Origin of the sequence: Paenibacillus lactis, from assembly GCF_017873605.1 — a bacterium.
GTDB classification, from domain to species: domain Bacteria; phylum Bacillota; class Bacilli; order Paenibacillales; family Paenibacillaceae; genus Paenibacillus_AQ; species Paenibacillus_AQ lactis.
In genome coordinates, this window is sequence record NZ_JAGGKI010000008.1 from 165587 (window position 1) to 182947 (window position 17361).

Consider the following 17361-nt stretch of genomic DNA (forward strand, 5'->3'; position numbering starts at 1 on the left):
ACCGTCCGATTGTGTAGAACTTGTGGAAACGATCTTTTGATTATGTGTAAGAGCACTTTTTATGGCCATATCCGGGTTATAATGGCTACAAACGAATGAGGAGAAATTATGCTTATGGAAACGAAACTTATGATAGTAGAGGATGAAAAGGCGATGCTCGAGTCGATGAAGCAATATTTAGAGGCCGAAGGCTTCCTCGTATACGCAGTTACCAATGGTCTTGACGCGGTGGAAGCCGCACGCAGGGAACGGCCCGCGATCGTAGTCCTTGACTGGATGCTTCCGGGTAAGAGCGGCATTGACGTTTGCAGGGAGTTACGACAGGTCAGCTCTTGCGGCATTATTATGGTAACGGCCAAAACGGAGGAAACGGATAAAATTATCGGCCTGGAGCTGGGGGCGGATGATTATATGACCAAGCCCTTTAGTTTGCGGGAGCTTGCCTCCCGGATCCGTTCATTGCTTCGGAGAATCGATCCGAGAAACGACGAACCGGCCGACCTTGAGCGGGGAGATCTTCGTATTTCCTTGACCAAGTGCCAGGTTACAAGAAACGGCGCACTCATTCCCCTGACCCCGACCGAGTTTAAAATTTTGCTGACACTGGCTTCAAGACCAGGCGTCGTTTTCAGCCGGCTGCAGTTAATAAAAGCCGCCATGGACGATGATTTCATGAATTATGAACGCACGCTGGACTCCCATATCAGCAAGCTTCGGAAAAAGCTGGAGAATGATCCGGAGCGGATGAAATATATTCAGACGGTGTACGGATTCGGATACAGGTTCGGTGAAGAAGGATGAGTGTGCGGGGCAAAATCTTTTTGGCGATGGGCGTCCTGGTAGTCCTTGTCAGTGCGGCCTATATCGGGACGACGCAAGGTTACCTGGGTAGCCTATTCGCCCGATATTACACGGATGGCGGTGGAAGCAATGAAGGAATGATCTCTTTGGAGGGGGTAAGCCAGTATATCCTCGCAGAGATGAAGATCAAGGCCTTCAACATGACTTTGTTTATTGCGGGAGCGGCATTGATCCTCGGCTACTGGCTTTCTGGGCTAATCATGAATCCCTTGAACAAGCTGATACGCGTCATGCGCCGGGTAGCGGGCGGTGAGCTTGCCACCGAAGTCCCGATTGAACGGGCCGATGAATACGGTCAGGTCGGCGAGGCATTTAATTCGATGACGACCCAGCTCCGCGACTTGATGGATAATCGAAAGCGCCTTGTTGAGGATGTAGCGCATGAGCTTAGGACGCCGCTGGCGATCATTCAATCCAAGCTCGAGCTGATTCAGCAGTCTCAAGGGACCGTTAAGCCGGAAGCGCTGCTCTCCGTGCATGATGAAGTGCTGCGGCTGATCAGGCTAGTGGATGAACTGCAGTTGCTGAATACGGCGGAAGCCGGAGAGCTTATATTAAACAAAGAACCAACGAACTTGCCTATGCTTATGGAGGAGCTGATTGAGCTGGTGCAGCCGGAAGCGGATGAATATGGGGTTAGTCTGGCCGTATCTTGTAACGAAGATATGCCGACGGTATGTCTGGATCCTATACGGATAAAGCAGGTGTTTCTGAATTTATTGACGAATGCGCTAAGACATACGCGGGAAGGCGGGAAGATTACGGTCTGCATGCAGATCATTCATGATTGCGTCTCGATTTCGATCACCGATACCGGATCCGGAATTCCGGAGGGAGCGATTCCGCATTTGTTCGACCGGTTCTATCGCGCCGATGCCGGAAGAGGAAGAATCGCCGGTGGCTCAGGGCTCGGACTGTCGATTGCACATCAGATCGTTTCAGTCCATGGGGGAAGCATCCAGGTACGGAGCGAAGTGGGGGTCGGCTCCGAGTTTACGGTAAAACTTCCATTAGGATGAAAAAAACAGCCCACCTACAACACGGGAATAGATGGGCTGCAGACCACGAAGCGGTCTCTTCTTTTATGTACTGAAAGCGTTCAAAGCCTTGGCAGGCGAATGAGGCATTTAATCGGTCGCCTCTTTCGCCAACTGGTCCATGATGCCGTTCAAGTCCGTGACCAGCGCTGCCATAAGATCCGCGGCATCCGACACCTGCCGGATGGATGCGGCGTGCTCTTGGAAAGCTTCGACGATGTCGTGAGCGTGGGCGGCCGTATCGTTCGTAAAACGGGTCATTTCTTGAATCGAATGATTCATCCGGTCGGAGCCGGCGGACAACTGCTGCGTCGCGGCGGATATTTCCTTCATCTGGTCGGAAGACTGTTTCACGGCATGGTGGATGACATCAAACGAGGCCCTCGCCTGATCGACGACCTGTACTCCCGAGCTCATATTGTCGTGGACTTGGCCGATGCTGCCGAGCAGATCGGCGGTTTCCCTATGTATGCTGTCAATCAGTTCGGTGATTTCGCCGACAGAGGCCGAGGATTGCTCGGCGAGCTTACGTACTTCGCCGGCAACGACGGCAAATCCCCTGCCAGCTTCCCCGGCTCTTGCCGACTCAATCGACGCGTTTAATGCCAGGAGATGGGTTTGGCTTGCAATGCCTCGGACTACCTCGAGAATATCACCGATTCGGGAGACGTGCCGGTTCAGCACCATCAACGTATTCCGGCTTTGGTCGACCGAGTGACCGGTATTCTTGATTTCGGATAAAATATTGCCGATGATATGACTGCCGAATTCCGCCTGTCGCGCGGATTCCTCGGAGGCCCCGGCGGCTTCCGACGCCGATGCTGCCGCATGGCGGATGCTTCCGCCAATTTCGAGAATGATGGCACGGTTTTGCTCCATCGCAGCCATCTGTTCCCTCGTTCCATGAGCAATGTCCTCGATGATCTTCCCCAGATGTTGACTTAGTCCGGTGCTTTGCCTGGATTGCCCGGCCAGCCGCTCAGCGGTCTCCTTCAATTGGCGGGTGGAGTCGGCCAGCTTAGACGTGATGTCATTCATCATCGCTGCACGCTGCTGATGCTGCGCCTCTCTCAAGGATGCTTCGATCCGCAGAGTGCTGTGAATTTGCCAGCTGGTTGCAGCCGAGGTAAGAATGAGAAATACCGCATGAATGATCAGCATCGTCAAGGAATAGCTCGTCGTTCCAAACACAAGCTCCGGAATAAGAAGAAACCCGAGAATATGCTGCGCGGCAAATATGCCGGTCATGCAGAAGATGAGCTTTATATTTTTATAGTAAGAGAGGGCCGCGATCACCATGAAGATGGAAAAGTGAAATTCGACATGCCCCCCTGCGCCGGCAATGATCGAGATGCTGCCAAGGGTTAGGACTAAGGTATGCATATAGGGAATACTCGGGTGGTCCGGCTTGCGGCTGTAAATGACGAGCGTAACCGCCAGCAGCAGTGCAGGCAAAACAAGCAGCACGTTCAGGATGGCTCCGAATTGGCCTTCCATTTGGGCAGAGGAGAGCATCTCCTGGGCGTGCATGTTTTGGTCGAACACATGGAACCTGCGGGCTAGAAGATGTACAATAGCGGTAATTCCGATAATAGCTAGCGATACGGCATTCATAAGTTTGTTCTTACGGTTCATCATGGGCAGGGATCGGACTCCTTTTCATTTGGCAGGGTGCAATAGTAGGTTCTGCGTATACCTGTGCTTGGGATAAGTACAATGGCGCAGAGGAAGTGCTTTTCTTCAGATCAAGAATTCTGGACTTAAAATATACAGCTTAAATTTTAAAGATTTCTTGTAATTATGTTATCGGCCGCATGGCTCAAAAAATAAAATTTTATGCCATTGGTCCTTCGTGAACATGTAAAAGATCAGCGTTAAAGTCCGGTGTTAGAAGGGGGAGATCTAGGGTGACATTGCAGCAATTGAAGTATGTGATAGAGGTTGCGGGCCGGGGCTCGATGAATGAGGCGGCCAAGCGTTTGTTTATCTCTCAGCCCAGTCTGTCCAATGCGATCAAGGACCTGGAGGAGGAGCTTGGGATAACCATTTTCGAACGGACGAACAAAGGAATCATCCTGTCCAAGGAAGGGGCCGAGTTCCTAGGATATGCCCGGCAGGTCGTCGAGCAGGCGGAGCTGCTGGAGGGAAGGTACCTGAACGCCAAGCCGTCACCGCAGCATTTCTCGGTGTCGACGCAGCATTATGCTTTTGCCGTGAATGCCTTCGTCCATTTGGTTCAGGAGTACGGACAGGAGGAGTACGAGCTTGCGCTCCGTGAGACGAAGACTTATGAAATCATTCAGGATGTGAAGACCTTCCGCAGCGAGATCGGAATCCTGTACCTTAATGAATTTAATGCCAAGGTCATCAACAAGCTGCTGAAGGACGCCGGTTTAGAGTTTAACAGCCTGTTCACAGCGAAGCCGCATATTTTTATCAGCGTCCATAACCCGCTTGCCAAGCAGTCCATCGTCACGATCGAAGAGCTGCAGCATTATCCGTACCTGTCCTTCGAGCAGGGGGAATACAACTCCTTCCATTTCTCCGAGGAGATTCTGAGCACGTTGTCGCATAAAAAAAGCATCCGGGTCAACGACCGTGCAACTTTGTTCAATCTGCTGATCGGCCTGAACGGCTATACGATTTCCACGGGCGTGCTCAGCGCGGATTTGAACGGCAACGAGATCATTCCCGTTCCTCTGGCGTGCGATGAGACGATCAACGTCGGCTGGATTCATCATAAAAATATCGCGCTCTCCAAGCTGGCCACGGCCTATGTGGAGGCTCTGCATGCGGCGATTGCCGATTGACCGGGCTTTCGCACAGGGCTGTCATAGCTGATCTCGAATCCATAATATATCTGAAAGCATCCTCCGGGGTAATGATAGGAAAGACGCTTTGTCTTTTTTGATCATGGCACGGGGGATTTTTTATTTCGTAGTCTAATATAACATATATTTGTGCGAGATATTGCATATATGTGAGGTTTTGCATACAATGAAGTTGTAATTGATAGGATCGTTTCAGATTCATCATCCATTTAGGAGGGAATTTATATGGCAAGTCACTCGTTAAGCGCTTTCTTGCAGCAGAATTTAACCGAACTCAAGGAGCAGGGGCTCTATAATACGATCCAGCCGCTCGAAAGTCCGAACGGTCCGGTCATCAAGATTCAAGGACGCGAATTCGTGAATTTGTCCTCCAACAATTATTTGGGCCTTGCCAATGACGAGCGGCTGAAGGAAGCGGCAATCCGGGCAACCCGGGAGTTTGGAACAGGAAGCGGCGCCGTGCGCAGCATTAACGGGACGCTGTCGCTTCACGTGGAGCTTGAAGAGAAGCTGGCCCAGTTCAAAGGAACGGAAGCCGTGCTGTCGTACCAATCCGGGTTCAACTGCAATATGGCGGCCATTTCGGCTGTGATGGGAGCCGGGGATGCCATTCTCTCGGATGAGCTGAACCATGCTTCGATCATCGACGGCTGCCGTCTGACGAAAGCGAAGGTGATTCGCTACAACCACTCGGATATGGATGATTTGCGGACAAAAGCCCGCGAGGCGAGAGAATCCGGGCAATACAATAAAATTATGGTTATTACCGACGGCGTATTTTCCATGGACGGCGATATCGCCAAGCTGCCGGAAATCGTGGAAATCGCGGAGGCCTATGATCTCATTACTTATGTTGACGATGCCCATGGCTCCGGCGTGCTCGGGGACGGAGCGGGGACGGTGAAGCATTTCGGGTTGTCGGACCGGGTTGATCTGCAGATCGGAACGCTGTCCAAGGCTGTCGGCGTGGTCGGCGGTTACGTCGCGGGATCCAGGGATTTGATCGACTGGCTCAAGGTCCGCAGCCGGCCGTTCCTCTTCTCGACCGCACTGCCTCCAGGTGCAGTTGCAGCGTGCATTACGGCGATAGATATCCTTCAGAACAGCAAGGAGCTTCAATCGAAGCTATGGGAAAATACCCGCTATTTGCAGGAAGGGCTCCGGCAGCTCGGCTACTCGACCGGCGCTACGGAAACCCCGATTACGCCTTGCATCATCGGGGACGAATCGACGACTCAGAAGTTCAGCACCCGTCTCTACGAAGAGGGAGTGTACGCCAAAGCGATCGTGTTCCCGACGGTGCCGAAAGGGACGGGGAGAGTACGCAACATGCCTACCGCGATCCATACGAAGGAAATGCTGGACCGCGCGCTTGCGGCATACGAATCCATCGGACGCGAGCTTGGTCTGATCTAAGAAGGAGGCATGATTCATGAAACGAATCTTGGTCACGGGTGCACTCGGTCAGATCGGTTCGGACCTGATCGTGAAGCTGCGGCAAATATACGGCGACGAAGCCGTGCTGGCAACGGATATTCGTCAATCGCAAAGCGAGGCGGTGCAGAGCGGACCGTTCAGGCTGTTGGATGTCACGGACAGCAAGGCGTTCTATGACGCGGCTAAAGAGTTTCGAGCGGATACAATAATCCATCTGGCGGCTCTGTTGTCAGCGCGGGCGGAATCGAACCCGGCGCTTGCCTGGAATCTGAATATGGGAGGCCTGTTGAGCGCGCTGGAGACGGCACGGGCGTTGTCATGCCAGTTCTTTACACCGAGCTCGATCGCAGCCTTCGGGGCGGATACCCCGAAGCGTGCGACCCCGCAGGATACGCTGCAGCGTCCACTGACGATGTACGGAGTCAGCAAAGTGTCTGGCGAGCTGCTGTGCGATTATTACCATCATAAATACGGCGTGGACACGAGGGGACTCCGTTTTCCAGGGCTAATCTCCCATTCCGCGCCACCTGGAGGAGGAACGACCGATTACGCGGTCGACATGTATTGGGAAGCGGTTCGCAGCGGCTCATACACCTCCTATATCGCGAAAGGAACGTACCTCGACATGATGTATATGCCGGATGCCATATCCGCGATCATAACGCTGATGGAGGCAGACGGTTCCCGGCTGAAGCACCGGAACGCCTTTAATGTGACGGCGATGAGCGTTGAGCCTGAATCGATCGCTGCCAGCATCCGCCGGCATATCCCGGACTTTAAGCTGGATTATCAGGTCGATCCGGTCCGCCAGTCCATTGCGAACGAATGGCCGGACGCGATTGATGCAACTTGCGCACGCGAAGAATGGGGATTTGATGTACAATATGATTTGAACCGCATGACGGATGATATGGTATCAAAGCTTACGGAAAAGCTGCGGGCGGATCAGAGCAAAATCAGCTAGCCGTTTTAGGTACCGAAGGAGGATATTGTACGATTGGAACCCATTCATAAAAAGGTAGGGAGAAATTTACAAGCCATTCGAAAATCGAGGAGCCTTAGCCTGGACAATGTATCGGAGCTGACCGGCGTAAGCAAAGCAATGCTCGGCCAGATCGAGCGGGGGGATTCGAACCCGACGATATCGGTGTTATGGCGCATCGTAAGCGGTCTGGGGATATCATTCACGACGCTGATTGAGGAAGCGGAGACCGAGGTGACGGTCGTATCGCCTGAGGATGTGGAGCCTTTCCATGAGGCAGAAGGCGCGTACCGGGTGCATCCGTTGTTCTCCTACAACCTTCGCACCAAATTCGAGTCGTATATGGTCATCATGGATCCCGGCTGCGATCATGGATCGGAAGCGCATAACGACGGCGTTGAGGAATATATATTTGTCCACCAGGGAGAGCTCGAGCTCTGGCGGGAGGACGAATGCTATACGGTGCCTGCGGGAAGCTCCGTGCATTTCGCGGCCAATCGTCCCCACCGTTACCGGAACCCGGGGAACGAGATTACGAAATTTTATACGATTATTTTCTATGCGGATGCCGCGGCACGCGGATAAGCGGCCTGAGAGCGGGAAAGCCTCAAGTGCCGAGGCGTATCCAACCTCATGGTATCCACAGCAAGTACAGGATCGAGCATCCTGTGCTTGCTTTTTTTATGGAGATCTTTGCGAAATCAGCTCTTAAACCTACGACCGTGATAAGAAGTGAAAATTCACCTTGATAAAATAAGTTTACTTGTGTTAATTTATTTACAAAAGTAAATTATTTTGAGGTGGAGACATATGCCCGTTTCGGAAATCCCTTTGCGTGAACTGAAAAAAGCCAAAAACAAAATCGCGTTGTATGAATCGGGAATCGCGCTGATGCGTGACCGGATGTTCAGCGAGGTGCTGCTGGAGGACATTTGCCGGGCGGCCGAGATATCGAAGGTTACTTTCTTCAAGTTCTATCAGCGCAAGGAGGATGTCCTGATCTATTTTATGCGGATATGGCTGACGAAGCGGATCATTGAGATCGAACAGGAAGGAAAAAGCGGATTTGCAGCTTTTCGGCATCTGCTGGATCAAGTGGTTAAAGAGCATGAAATCCGGCTGGGAATTATGCCAAGCCTGATCTCGTTCTTGGCCGAGGTCAAAATGCAGCCCTGCATGCCGGAGCTCAGCGAGGCTGAAGTCGCATTGCTCTTTCCGGGACAGGAAGAGATCGGGAGAAAGTCTCCCGATATGTACCGGCTGTTTCACCGTTTCATGACGACAGAGGCTGAGGCGGGGCGCTTGAATCCGGCGATGTCGGTGGAGCAGGCGGTCGAGTTCTGCTTCACCGTGTTCTATGGGGCGTTCTTGACCGCGCAGCTGTACGGTTCGGAGGATATCGGAAACGTGTATGAGAACCATCTGCGTTTACTTGAAATGAAGGAAGGAGAGTAACGGCATGAGCAAAGTGACGCCCGGGCGTTATACCGCCCAGATGGAAGGCTCATTTGTTGTCTTTATCATCGGATTTCGGATCAACAAGCTGTGGGCCGTGCACAAATGGCTGCCTGTTATGAATTCCATGTCTCCGATGCTGCAGGAGCTATACCGGAACAAGGAGCTCGGATTCATCGATGGTACCTTCCACGTGTCATGGCGGGGATTGACGCTGATCCAATATTGGAGAAGCTTCGAGCAGCTGGAGCACTACGCCCGCCATGGCGCCAATCATCTGAGTGCCTGGCGGAGGTTTAACCAAGCCGTCGGCACCGGCGGCGATGTCGGCATCTTCCACGAAACCTACCTCGTTCAGGAGGGGCAGTATGAGTGCCTGTACAATAACATGCCACGGTTCGGCCTTGCACGGGCAGGCGCGCATGTGCCTGCAACAGGACGCAGAGAAACGGCCGGCCGCAGGCTGGGCAGGGACAATGAGCCTGCTGTCCCAACGCCTCCGAACAGGATGTCCCGGTAGGGAACGGAGCTCCCGGGGACAAAGCTGTTTTCTAAAAGAAACCTTCATTGTCCCCCTGCTTCGTTTCATATCGGATTCGGATCCTAACCGGTCATGCTGATCCGTCTCTCCTATCGGGCTAATACCAGAGACATGTTTTTCAACTCCTCTCCATAAAAGTGTTGGTAAATCGCGCGTTTTCTTCTAATATGAAGCTATTACATGAAATGCGGAGAAAGGGAGCAATCGAGTTCCATAGAAACGCAAGGCTTGAAATTAGAAAGCGCTTCCAGAGGTCCGGCGGTTCCGGACCAAACACGGTCAGCGTGTCTATCGGCATGGCTGACGTATCGGTATGGATGAACAACCTTTTGGGTCAGGGGGATGTCTATGGGGAACAAAGCTTGGTTTTACCGTCAGCTGCTGTCGTATATGCCCGTCTTTTTTATTGTCATTTCCTTTGTGTTTTTCGTGTTTTTCCAAATGCTTGGCGAACAGTCGCGGCAGGGAGCGGTGCAAGCCAATGAGACGATGATCCAGCAGGCGATGCGGTCGGTGGATAACTCGCTGAAGTCCATTGATCAGATGCTGGTGCAGGAGCTGCTGTTTAATCCGGATCTGTCCGATTTTTTCAGCTCCGAGAATCAGGATGACGTTTACCTGAATATGCAGGCCGTGCAAGCGATGAAGCAATTCAAAGTCTCCAGTCCCCTTGTGGATTCCATGGCGCTGGTGCGCACGCAGGATGAATATGTTCTAACCACATCCTCCGCCTTCAAGCTTCAGGACTATGCGGATTATGCCTTCCTTAAACCTTACTTGAGCCGGAAAAACAGCGAAGCCCAGTGGAGCGGCATCAGGGATTTTCGCGAATTCAGCTTTAACGGTGCACGGCAGACGGTCACGCTCGTCCGGGACGCCCCGTTCGTATCCCGCGGCCGGGGGCTGATTGCGATCAACATCAACGTGGATGCCATATCCCAAATGGTTCAGGGGATGTATAACTCGGACGTCAGCTTTATCCGAATGAAGGATGCCGACGGCCGTTCCATGACCCCGGGGGCGATGGTGGCGGAGGACAGAGAGCCGGTGTCCAGCGCAGTCTCTCCGTACACGGGCTGGGTATATGAGGGCGGCCTGACGCAGGGCAGGGTGGTCGGCATCGTAAGCCAGCTGTACAACGTGTGGTTCATGGTAGGCATATTGATGTGTTTGGCCGGCATTGTATGGATCGTTTATGTTACACGCAGAAACTACAAGCCGGTAGAGGCCATCGTGTCTCAGGTTCAGAAGTATACACAGACCAAGACGAATGCCCTGCTTCACGGCTGCAAGCAGGATGAGTTTGCTTTTATTGAATCGGCGCTTGAGAGCATATTGGAGCAGTCCAACAGCTTTCAGCAGCAGCACCGCGAGGATTTGCTGCTTCGGAAGGCTTATTTGTTTCAGCAGCTGATCGAGGGGCAGTATCCGCTGCAGTTGGAGCAATGGAATGAACAGAGGGATGTCATTGAGCTGCCGGATCTGGCCTCTCCTCAGATCGTCAGCGTGATGGAGATCGATAAGTACGCTCACTTCTGCGAACAGTACCGGGAGCAGGATCAATATTTATTGAAATTTGCTCTGAAGAGCGTTGTTCAGGAAACGGCAGCCGCACGGGGATCCGTCCTTTGGGCGGAATGGACATCCGCATCGAAGCTGGGTGTTATCATCCAGGTCGATCCGGCTCCGGATATGATGCAGGAGGCTGCTGTAATCTTCGAAGATGCCCGCCGGTGGGTGGAGGAGCATCTGAAGCTGACCGTAACGATTGGCATGGGAAAGCTGGCAGAGCAGTATACGGAAATACCGGAGTCGTACAGCCAAGCGCTCAAGGCATTGAAATATAAAATGATTCTCGGCGAGAACAGGATCATTCCTTACGGACAAATCGCCGGCGAGGAGCGTGGACATGCGTTTGATTTTCTGAATCTGATCCGTTCCATCGCCCAGTCCTTACGGATGGTGAATCCGGATTGGCGGGAGAAATATAAAGCCTTGATCGAGCATATTGAGAAGAATATGCTGGACCGGGACGGGGTTCACAGTTTAGCGGATTACTTGATCTATGCGCTCGGCCGGGAATTGTCCTGTATGGCTAAGGAGTTTCAGGACGTTTGGCTAAACGAGGGCCAGCCCCAACTGCGGCATGCACTGCAGCGATCGGACACGCTGGAGCAGCTGCAGCAAAACTGCGGCGAGGCGCTCTCGTCCCTATACGAGGGCATGGCATCGGTCCTCAACGGGCGCAATCACGCCGATACGATCCGGCGAATTCGGCAGTATATGGAGGAAAATTCGGCGAATCCCGATCTGTCGCTGAACTACTTGAGCGAACAGTTCCATATGAATTGGAAGACGCTCAGCAAGCTGTTCCGGGAGGAGACGGGCCAGAAGTTCGTTGATTATTTGATTGAGCTGCGGATCACGCATGCCCGAAGGCTGCTTGTCGAGACGACCCTGCCCGTTCAGGAAATCGCGACCAAGGTCGGATACTCGAATGCCATCTCTTTTGGCCGGATGTTCAAAAAAACAGTGGGCCTGTCCCCTGGCGAATATCGGGACCAGGCGGCTTCCGGGGACGCAAATCGGATCGCCGAAGGCTAGAACCGAGACGCGCCCCAGATTATGGACGAGGCTTCAAAATCCCGCGGAATGCGCTATTCTGCGGGATTTTTTTCATGCGGGGAGTTTGGTTTAGCGGCGGAAAAAGGTTTATCCGTCTGATGCTTGCCTGATCTATGGCATCTAGTCTGCTTCGCGGAAATACGTTGGGCCGGCGAATCTTGTTTATTGAACGGCCGGGGAGGCTTCCCCTAAACTAAGGGTCATCAAACCGATAAGGAGGGGTAGCCCGGTGGCTCGCATGAGCAAAACAATGGAAGCAACGGCCGGAATGAATGTCCCATTGCACAAGCCCGGAAGCAGAACAAGGAAGAAGCTGATGAAGCACTGGCAATTTTACCTGCTCGTGTTCTTCCCTCTGCTGTATATCGTCATTTTTAAATATGTTCCGATGTTCGGCGTTCTGATTGCATTTAAGGAATACAACGTCGTTCAGGGAATATTCGGAAGCCCCTGGGTGGGATTCGATTATTTCAAGCAGCTGTTCGAGGCTCCGTTCTTCTGGCAGTATGTCCGAAATACGCTGGAAATTTCCCTGTACGGACTGCTCGTCGGTTTCCCGGCGCCAATCCTGCTCGCACTGGCTCTGAATGAAATTCGAAACGGCAGGTTCAAGAAGACGGTCCAAATGGTCACGTATGCGCCTTATTTTATTTCGACCGTGGTCATCGTTTCGATCCTCATCGTGAATTTATCGCCGAATACCGGACTCATGTCCAATCTGTATCGGGCGCTGGGGCTTGAGCCCGTAGATTTTCTAGGCATCCCGGGGCTGTTCAAGTCCATTTACGTCTGGTCCGATGCATGGCAGTTCACCGGTTATGGCGCCATTATCTACATAGCGGCCCTCGCCGGCGTGAATCCGGATCTGTACGAGGCGGCCAGGGTGGATGGAGCGACCCGGCTTCAGAAGATCATCAACATTGATATTCCGAGTCTGTTCCCGGTAATCGTCATCCTCCTGATCCTGAATCTTGGAAATGTAATGAGCCTTGGCTTCGAGAAAATCTATCTTATGCAGAACCCGCTCAACCAGAATACGTCGGAGGTCATCTCCACGTATGTGTACAAGGTCGGACTGCTTGGAGCGAACTTCAGCTTCTCGGCAGCGATCGGGCTGTTCAACTCCGTCATTAACTTTATTTTGCTGGTTATCGTCAATTTTGTGTCCCGCAAGGTATCATCCACGAGTCTATGGTAAGAGAGGAGGATTCGCATGAGCAGAACCGCTATTCGGGAGTCTGTCCAGGACCGGTTGTTTCTCGGCTTGGTGTATTTGTTTCTGTCGGTTATTCTGATCGTCATTCTGTTTCCGCTGCTGCACATTGTAAGCGCATCCTTTAGCTCTCCGGGGGCTGTATCCTCCGGAAAAGTGTGGCTGTGGCCGGTCGATGTGACGCTGATCGGGTATAAGGCCGTCTTCCAAAATTCCAATGTGCTGATCGGATTCGGCAACTCGCTATTTTATGCGGTGGTCGGCACCCTCGTGAACGTGGCCTTTACCGTCATGCTGGCTTACCCGCTGGCCAGAAAAACGTTCTATGTCCGCAATATCATTATGATGCTGCTGGTGTTCACGATGTTCTTCGATGGGGGCTTGATCCCGAACTACCTGCTCGTCAAATCGCTGGGGATGCTTGATACAAGATGGGCGATGATCATCCCGGGAGCCCTGGCCGTATTTCAGGTTATCATCGCCAGAACGTTCTTTCAAACCACCATTCCAGAAGAGCTGGCCGAAGCGGCAGAGATGGACGGGAGCAGCGACATTACCTTTTTTCTAAGAATTGCCCTGCCGTTATCCAAGCCGATCATTGCCGTGCTGGCTTTGATGTATGCAGTCGGACATTGGAATTCCTACTTCAACGCCTTGATTTATTTGAAGGACAGCAGTTTGTTCCCGCTGCAAATTTTTCTAAGGGACATTCTGATTTTGAATTCCGTCAGCGCGGAGATGGTCACCAACGTGAACGAGCTGCTTGTCCGCGAAGGGATGAAGGACCTGCTGAAATATTCACTGATCGTGGTAGCGAGCGCGCCGGTGCTGATGATTTACCCGTTCGTGCAGAAGTATTTTGTCAAGGGAGTCATGATCGGTTCACTCAAGGGATAGCTCACTGGAGTGAAGCCGAAGGGAAGGAGGTGAGGCACAGACTGTCATGCAAGCGATTCATCAGCTATGGGGGTAAATGTAGAAGCATTTGATTGGAAGATGGTAAGACTTGCGTTCTAATTCCATTCATGAGGAGGAGTTCGTTTGAAGAGAACCATCGTATGGCACTTAAGTTTGATTATGGTCATTGTCTTGGCGCTATCGGGCTGCTCGAAGCCGGCAGAACCCAAAGGAGAAGGGGGAAGCACCGCTAAGACGGGGGATCCGGGATCTCCGGTCGAATTGACGGTATTCGCGCCCCAGTCCGCAGGGATCGAAAGCCTGGACGTCAATCCGTTCTCCAAGCATATTGAAGAAAAGCTGGGCATCAAATTTAAATGGAATACGACCCCGGATGCCGTATTCAACGACAAGAAGCTGCTTATGCTGGCCAGCGGAGATTATCCGGCCCTCATTATGAACGCCGGCATCTCAAAGGCGGATCAGATCAAATACGGTATGCAGGGCGCATTCATTCCGTTGAACGATCTGATCGAGCAGCATGCGCCGAACATTAAGAAGGCGATGGAGGAGATTCCGTACCTGGCCCCGGCCATGACGGCGCCGGACGGCAACATTTATGCCTTGCCGAAGGTGAATGAGTGCTTGCACTGCACATATGGCCAGCGGATGTGGATCAATACGACATGGCTGGAGAAGCTGGGGCTTGAAATGCCCCAAACCACGGATGAATTCTATGAAGTGCTGAAAGCCTTCAAGGAGAAGGACCCGAACGGAAACGGCAAAGCCGATGAAATTCCGCTGACCACCTCGCTTGATGTGTGGGGAGGAGGAGTTGACGCCTTTTTGATGAATGCCTTTATATATAACAATGGCACCTCGTATTTGAGCGTGAAGGACGGGAAGGTTATTCTGTCCGCGACGGAGCCTGAATGGAAGGAGGGGCTGAAGTACTTACGGAAGCTGTACAGCGAGGGCTTGATCGACAAGGGCGCGTTTACGCAAAACGGCGATGCCGTCAAGCAGCTGGGGAATAAATCCGAGAATGTGGTCGGTGCGGTCGGCTACGCCCTGATCAGCAGCATGCTGGATACAACGGACGCGAAGCCGCGCCATAAGGAGTACGACGTCGTTCCGCCGCTGAAAGGGCCGAACGGTGTACAGCTGGCAGGCTACAGCGTAGGCGCGGGGGATGGATCTTTTGTCATCACGAATAAAGCGACGGAGGAGGAGCGGATCGCCGCCATTAAGCTGGCCGACTATCTGTTCTACGAGGAAGGGACGGTCATGACCTCTTGGGGGTTTGAAGGGGACGGCTGGAGGAAGGCGGAAGCCGGTGCGCTTGATTACAATGGCAAGCCGGCCAAATACGAGGCCCTGAAGCGGGATGTGCCCGAAGGGACGCCGGATGTTACTTGGTGGCAGCTCGGGACGATGCTGATGGTCAACTCGATCCGCGAATCGTTCGTCGCGCCTGAGGATCCGCTGGGCAACGGAGCCTATGAATACCGGCTGTGGCTGGCTGCCAAGAAATATGAGCCGTTTGCCAAGCCTGAGCTCGTGTACCCGACTGACGTGTTCATCGATCCGGCCGACGCCACGTTCATTGCGCAGATTCAAAAAACGATTCAGGATTACGTGAAATCGAACCTGGCCCAGTTCGTAACCGGCAGCAAGGATATCGAGAAGGATTGGGACGCTTACGTAAGCGGGTTTAAAGGGCTGCAGCTGGATAAATATCTTGAAATTCACCAGAAAGCGCTGGATAACCAAGGTTCGTAACAGACAGGAGGTTTATCGCTTGCAAAATAGGATCGAATACGCGGCTCGCATCCAGCCGACACAGCGGCAATTGGCCGTTCAAGACATGGAGTTTTACGCATTTATCCACTTTACGGTAAATACGTTTACCGATATGGAGTGGGGAACGGGGAAGGAGGACCCTGCGCTGTTCAATCCCACGGAGCTGGATGCGGATCAGTGGGTAGAGGCCTGCGTCAGCGCCGGCATGCGGGGCTTGATCCTTACATGCAAGCATCATGACGGGTTCTGCCTGTGGCCGAGCCGGTATACCGAACATTCCGTAAAGAGCAGCCCATGGCGCGGCGGCGAGGGCGATGTGGTACGGGAAGTCGCGGAGGCCTGCCGGAGGGGCGGGATCAAGTTCGGCATCTATGTCTCCCCTTGGGACCGGCATGAGCCGACGTATGGAGATTCACCGCGGTATAATCAGTTTTTTCTGAACCAATTAAGGGAGCTGCTTACGGGGTATGGCGAGTTGTTCTGCGTATGGTTCGACGGCGCCTGCGGCGAAGGGCCGAACGGCAAGCGCCAGAAATATGACTGGGAGGCGTATTACGCCCTGATCCGGGAGCTGCAGCCGGGAGCCGCCATTTCCGTATGCGGTCCCGACATACGCTGGTGCGGGAATGAGGCGGGGCATTGCCGGGAGTCCGAATGGAGCGTCGTCCCTGCGTCCCTGCGCGAAAACGAAGCGATTCAGGAAAAATCCCAGAAGACGGACGACCGCGAGTTTGCCCGCCATTACAGCTCGAGCGAGGAGGACCTTGGCAGCCGCAGCGTCATCCTGAGTGAGCGCGAGCTGGTGTGGTATCCGGCCGAAGTGAATACGTCGATCCGCCCGGGCTGGTTCTACCATGCCTCGGAGGACGATAAGGTTCGGCCGCTTGCAGAGCTGCTGCATATTTATTACGGCTCGGTCGGGGGCAACGCCACCTTCCTTCTGAATATTCCGCCGGATCCCCGCGGGCTGATTCACGAGAACGACAGGCAGCGGCTGCGGGAGCTGGGCGAGGTGCTGCGCGCTACGTTCAAGACGAACCTCGCTGCACAGGCGCATATTGCGGCATCGGAGACGATGCCGGGGTCGGATGCCGCGAATATGCTGGACGGGGACAAGGACACGTATTGGTGCCCGGAGGAGGGCACCGAATACGCCGTGATCGAGGTCGATCTCGGGAGCGAGCAGGAGTCATATCGTGCTGGCTGAGCACCGATATGGGCAGCGGGTCGAACGGTACGAGCTGGAGTATAGGGAGGACGGTGCCTGGAAGCCAATCTGCCGCGGAACGGTCATTGGCCGCAAGCGGATCTGCAAGTTTCCAGCGGTACGGTCCAGATACATCCGGTTTACCATTTTGGAATCGCGATGGTGTCCGAACATTTCCGCGATCGAGGTGTATCGGGGCGTTGACTGAAGCTGGGTTGAACCCCTGCGGTTGGAGCTGACTGAGAGCGTTCATTGATGAATTAATGAACTAAACATGGGGTTGGATGCAATCTTGGGGCTGGATCGGCGCTACCATTGGTCATGTGGGGCAATACCCGGGTGCTACCATTGACCATGGGGCAAGACCGGGCGGCTACCATTGAGCATGAGACGAGACCTGGTGCTATCATCGGTCATGAGGCTAGGCCTCGCGCTACCATTGGTCATGGGGGCAATACCCGGGTGCTACCAT

Annotated in this window: 15 protein-coding genes; 14 read left to right on the forward strand and 1 reads right to left on the reverse strand. The window is 53.3% G+C overall.

Annotated features, from left to right (window positions below; genetic code table 11):
- Window positions 1–114 precede the first annotated feature (114 nt).
- Both J2Z18_RS16400 and J2Z18_RS16405 read left to right on the forward strand, forming a co-directional pair.
- On the forward strand, window positions 115–801 hold the full coding sequence (locus J2Z18_RS16400) for a response regulator transcription factor (RefSeq protein WP_028406075.1): 687 nt from the start codon (window positions 115–117) through the stop codon (window positions 799–801).
- A complete protein-coding gene (locus tag J2Z18_RS16405) occupies window positions 798–1880 on the forward strand; it encodes a sensor histidine kinase (protein ID WP_028406076.1) in 1083 nt (360 codons plus the stop codon). Before J2Z18_RS16400 ends, J2Z18_RS16405 begins: the two co-directional genes overlap by 4 nt.
- A gap of 108 nt (window positions 1881–1988) precedes the next feature.
- Here J2Z18_RS16405 and J2Z18_RS16410 read toward each other — a convergent pair whose 3' ends face one another.
- A complete protein-coding gene (locus J2Z18_RS16410; RefSeq protein WP_210095033.1) occupies window positions 1989–3536 on the reverse strand; it encodes a methyl-accepting chemotaxis protein in 1548 nt (515 codons plus the stop codon).
- Between the two features lie 269 nt (window positions 3537–3805).
- Between J2Z18_RS16410 and J2Z18_RS16415 the strand changes: the two genes are divergently transcribed.
- The 12 genes from J2Z18_RS16415 (at window position 3806) to J2Z18_RS30515 (ending at window position 17097) form a co-directional block, all read left to right on the forward strand.
- On the forward strand, window positions 3806–4708 hold the full coding sequence (locus J2Z18_RS16415; protein ID WP_007127615.1) for a LysR family transcriptional regulator: 903 nt from the start codon (window positions 3806–3808) through the stop codon (window positions 4706–4708).
- Between the two features lie 246 nt (window positions 4709–4954).
- Window positions 4955–6145 carry a glycine C-acetyltransferase gene (locus tag J2Z18_RS16420; protein WP_007127616.1) on the forward strand — a complete coding sequence of 397 codons (1191 nt, stop codon included), beginning with the start codon at window positions 4955–4957 and terminating at the stop codon, window positions 6143–6145.
- Window positions 6146–6161: 16 nt separating this feature from the next.
- Window positions 6162–7130, forward strand: a complete 969-nt coding sequence (locus J2Z18_RS16425; protein ID WP_007127617.1) for an NAD-dependent epimerase/dehydratase family protein — start codon at window positions 6162–6164, stop codon at window positions 7128–7130.
- Between the two features lie 33 nt (window positions 7131–7163).
- Window positions 7164–7733: a helix-turn-helix domain-containing protein gene (locus J2Z18_RS16430; RefSeq protein WP_007127618.1), complete on the forward strand. Its 570-nt coding sequence runs from the start codon at window positions 7164–7166 to the stop codon at window positions 7731–7733.
- A 225-nt stretch (window positions 7734–7958) separates the two neighbouring features.
- Window positions 7959–8603 carry a TetR/AcrR family transcriptional regulator gene (locus tag J2Z18_RS16435; RefSeq protein ID WP_007127620.1) on the forward strand — a complete coding sequence of 215 codons (645 nt, stop codon included), beginning with the start codon at window positions 7959–7961 and terminating at the stop codon, window positions 8601–8603.
- 4 nt (window positions 8604–8607) lie between these two features.
- The gene (locus J2Z18_RS16440) at window positions 8608–9123 is read left to right on the forward strand and encodes a DUF4188 domain-containing protein (RefSeq protein WP_007127621.1); all 516 of its coding nucleotides are present in this window, start codon (window positions 8608–8610) and stop codon (window positions 9121–9123) included.
- A gap of 369 nt (window positions 9124–9492) precedes the next feature.
- A complete protein-coding gene (locus J2Z18_RS16445; protein ID WP_007127622.1) occupies window positions 9493–11748 on the forward strand; it encodes a helix-turn-helix domain-containing protein in 2256 nt (751 codons plus the stop codon).
- A gap of 289 nt (window positions 11749–12037) precedes the next feature.
- A complete protein-coding gene (locus tag J2Z18_RS16450; RefSeq protein ID WP_232239426.1) occupies window positions 12038–12967 on the forward strand; it encodes an ABC transporter permease in 930 nt (309 codons plus the stop codon).
- A gap of 15 nt (window positions 12968–12982) precedes the next feature.
- On the forward strand, window positions 12983–13879 hold the full coding sequence (locus J2Z18_RS16455; protein WP_007127624.1) for a carbohydrate ABC transporter permease: 897 nt from the start codon (window positions 12983–12985) through the stop codon (window positions 13877–13879).
- A gap of 180 nt (window positions 13880–14059) precedes the next feature.
- A complete protein-coding gene (locus J2Z18_RS16460; RefSeq protein WP_210095059.1) occupies window positions 14060–15661 on the forward strand; it encodes an ABC transporter substrate-binding protein in 1602 nt (533 codons plus the stop codon).
- Window positions 15662–15680: 19 nt separating this feature from the next.
- Entirely contained in the window at window positions 15681–16889 is a 1209-nt protein-coding gene (locus tag J2Z18_RS16465; protein WP_007127626.1) for an alpha-L-fucosidase, read from the forward strand.
- Entirely contained in the window at window positions 16879–17097 is a 219-nt protein-coding gene (locus tag J2Z18_RS30515) for a discoidin/SUN/FTP domain-containing protein (RefSeq protein WP_007127627.1), read from the forward strand. The genes J2Z18_RS16465 and J2Z18_RS30515 overlap by 11 nt, the downstream gene beginning before the upstream one ends.
- The last annotated feature ends 264 nt before the right edge of the window (window positions 17098–17361 follow it).

Bases quoted from the DNA above. Each gene is read 5' to 3' on its own strand.
- J2Z18_RS16400 (WP_028406075.1), top strand. From the start codon at position 115: ATGGAAACGAAACTTATGATAGTAGAGGATGAAAAGGCGATGCTCGAG.
- J2Z18_RS16405 (WP_028406076.1), top strand. From the start codon at position 798: ATGAGTGTGCGGGGCAAAATCTTTTTGGCGATGGGCGTCCTGGTAGTC.
- J2Z18_RS16410 (WP_210095033.1), bottom strand. From the start codon at position 3,536: ATGATGAACCGTAAGAACAAACTTATGAATGCCGTATCGCTAGCTATT.
- J2Z18_RS16420 (WP_007127616.1), top strand. From the start codon at position 4,955: ATGGCAAGTCACTCGTTAAGCGCTTTCTTGCAGCAGAATTTAACCGAA.
- J2Z18_RS16425 (WP_007127617.1), top strand. From the start codon at position 6,162: ATGAAACGAATCTTGGTCACGGGTGCACTCGGTCAGATCGGTTCGGAC.
- J2Z18_RS16435 (WP_007127620.1), top strand. From the start codon at position 7,959: ATGCCCGTTTCGGAAATCCCTTTGCGTGAACTGAAAAAAGCCAAAAAC.
- J2Z18_RS16440 (WP_007127621.1), top strand. From the start codon at position 8,608: ATGAGCAAAGTGACGCCCGGGCGTTATACCGCCCAGATGGAAGGCTCA.
- J2Z18_RS16445 (WP_007127622.1), top strand. From the start codon at position 9,493: ATGGGGAACAAAGCTTGGTTTTACCGTCAGCTGCTGTCGTATATGCCC.
- J2Z18_RS16450 (WP_232239426.1), top strand. From the start codon at position 12,038: ATGAATGTCCCATTGCACAAGCCCGGAAGCAGAACAAGGAAGAAGCTG.
- J2Z18_RS16455 (WP_007127624.1), top strand. From the start codon at position 12,983: ATGAGCAGAACCGCTATTCGGGAGTCTGTCCAGGACCGGTTGTTTCTC.
- J2Z18_RS16460 (WP_210095059.1), top strand. From the start codon at position 14,060: ATGGTCATTGTCTTGGCGCTATCGGGCTGCTCGAAGCCGGCAGAACCC.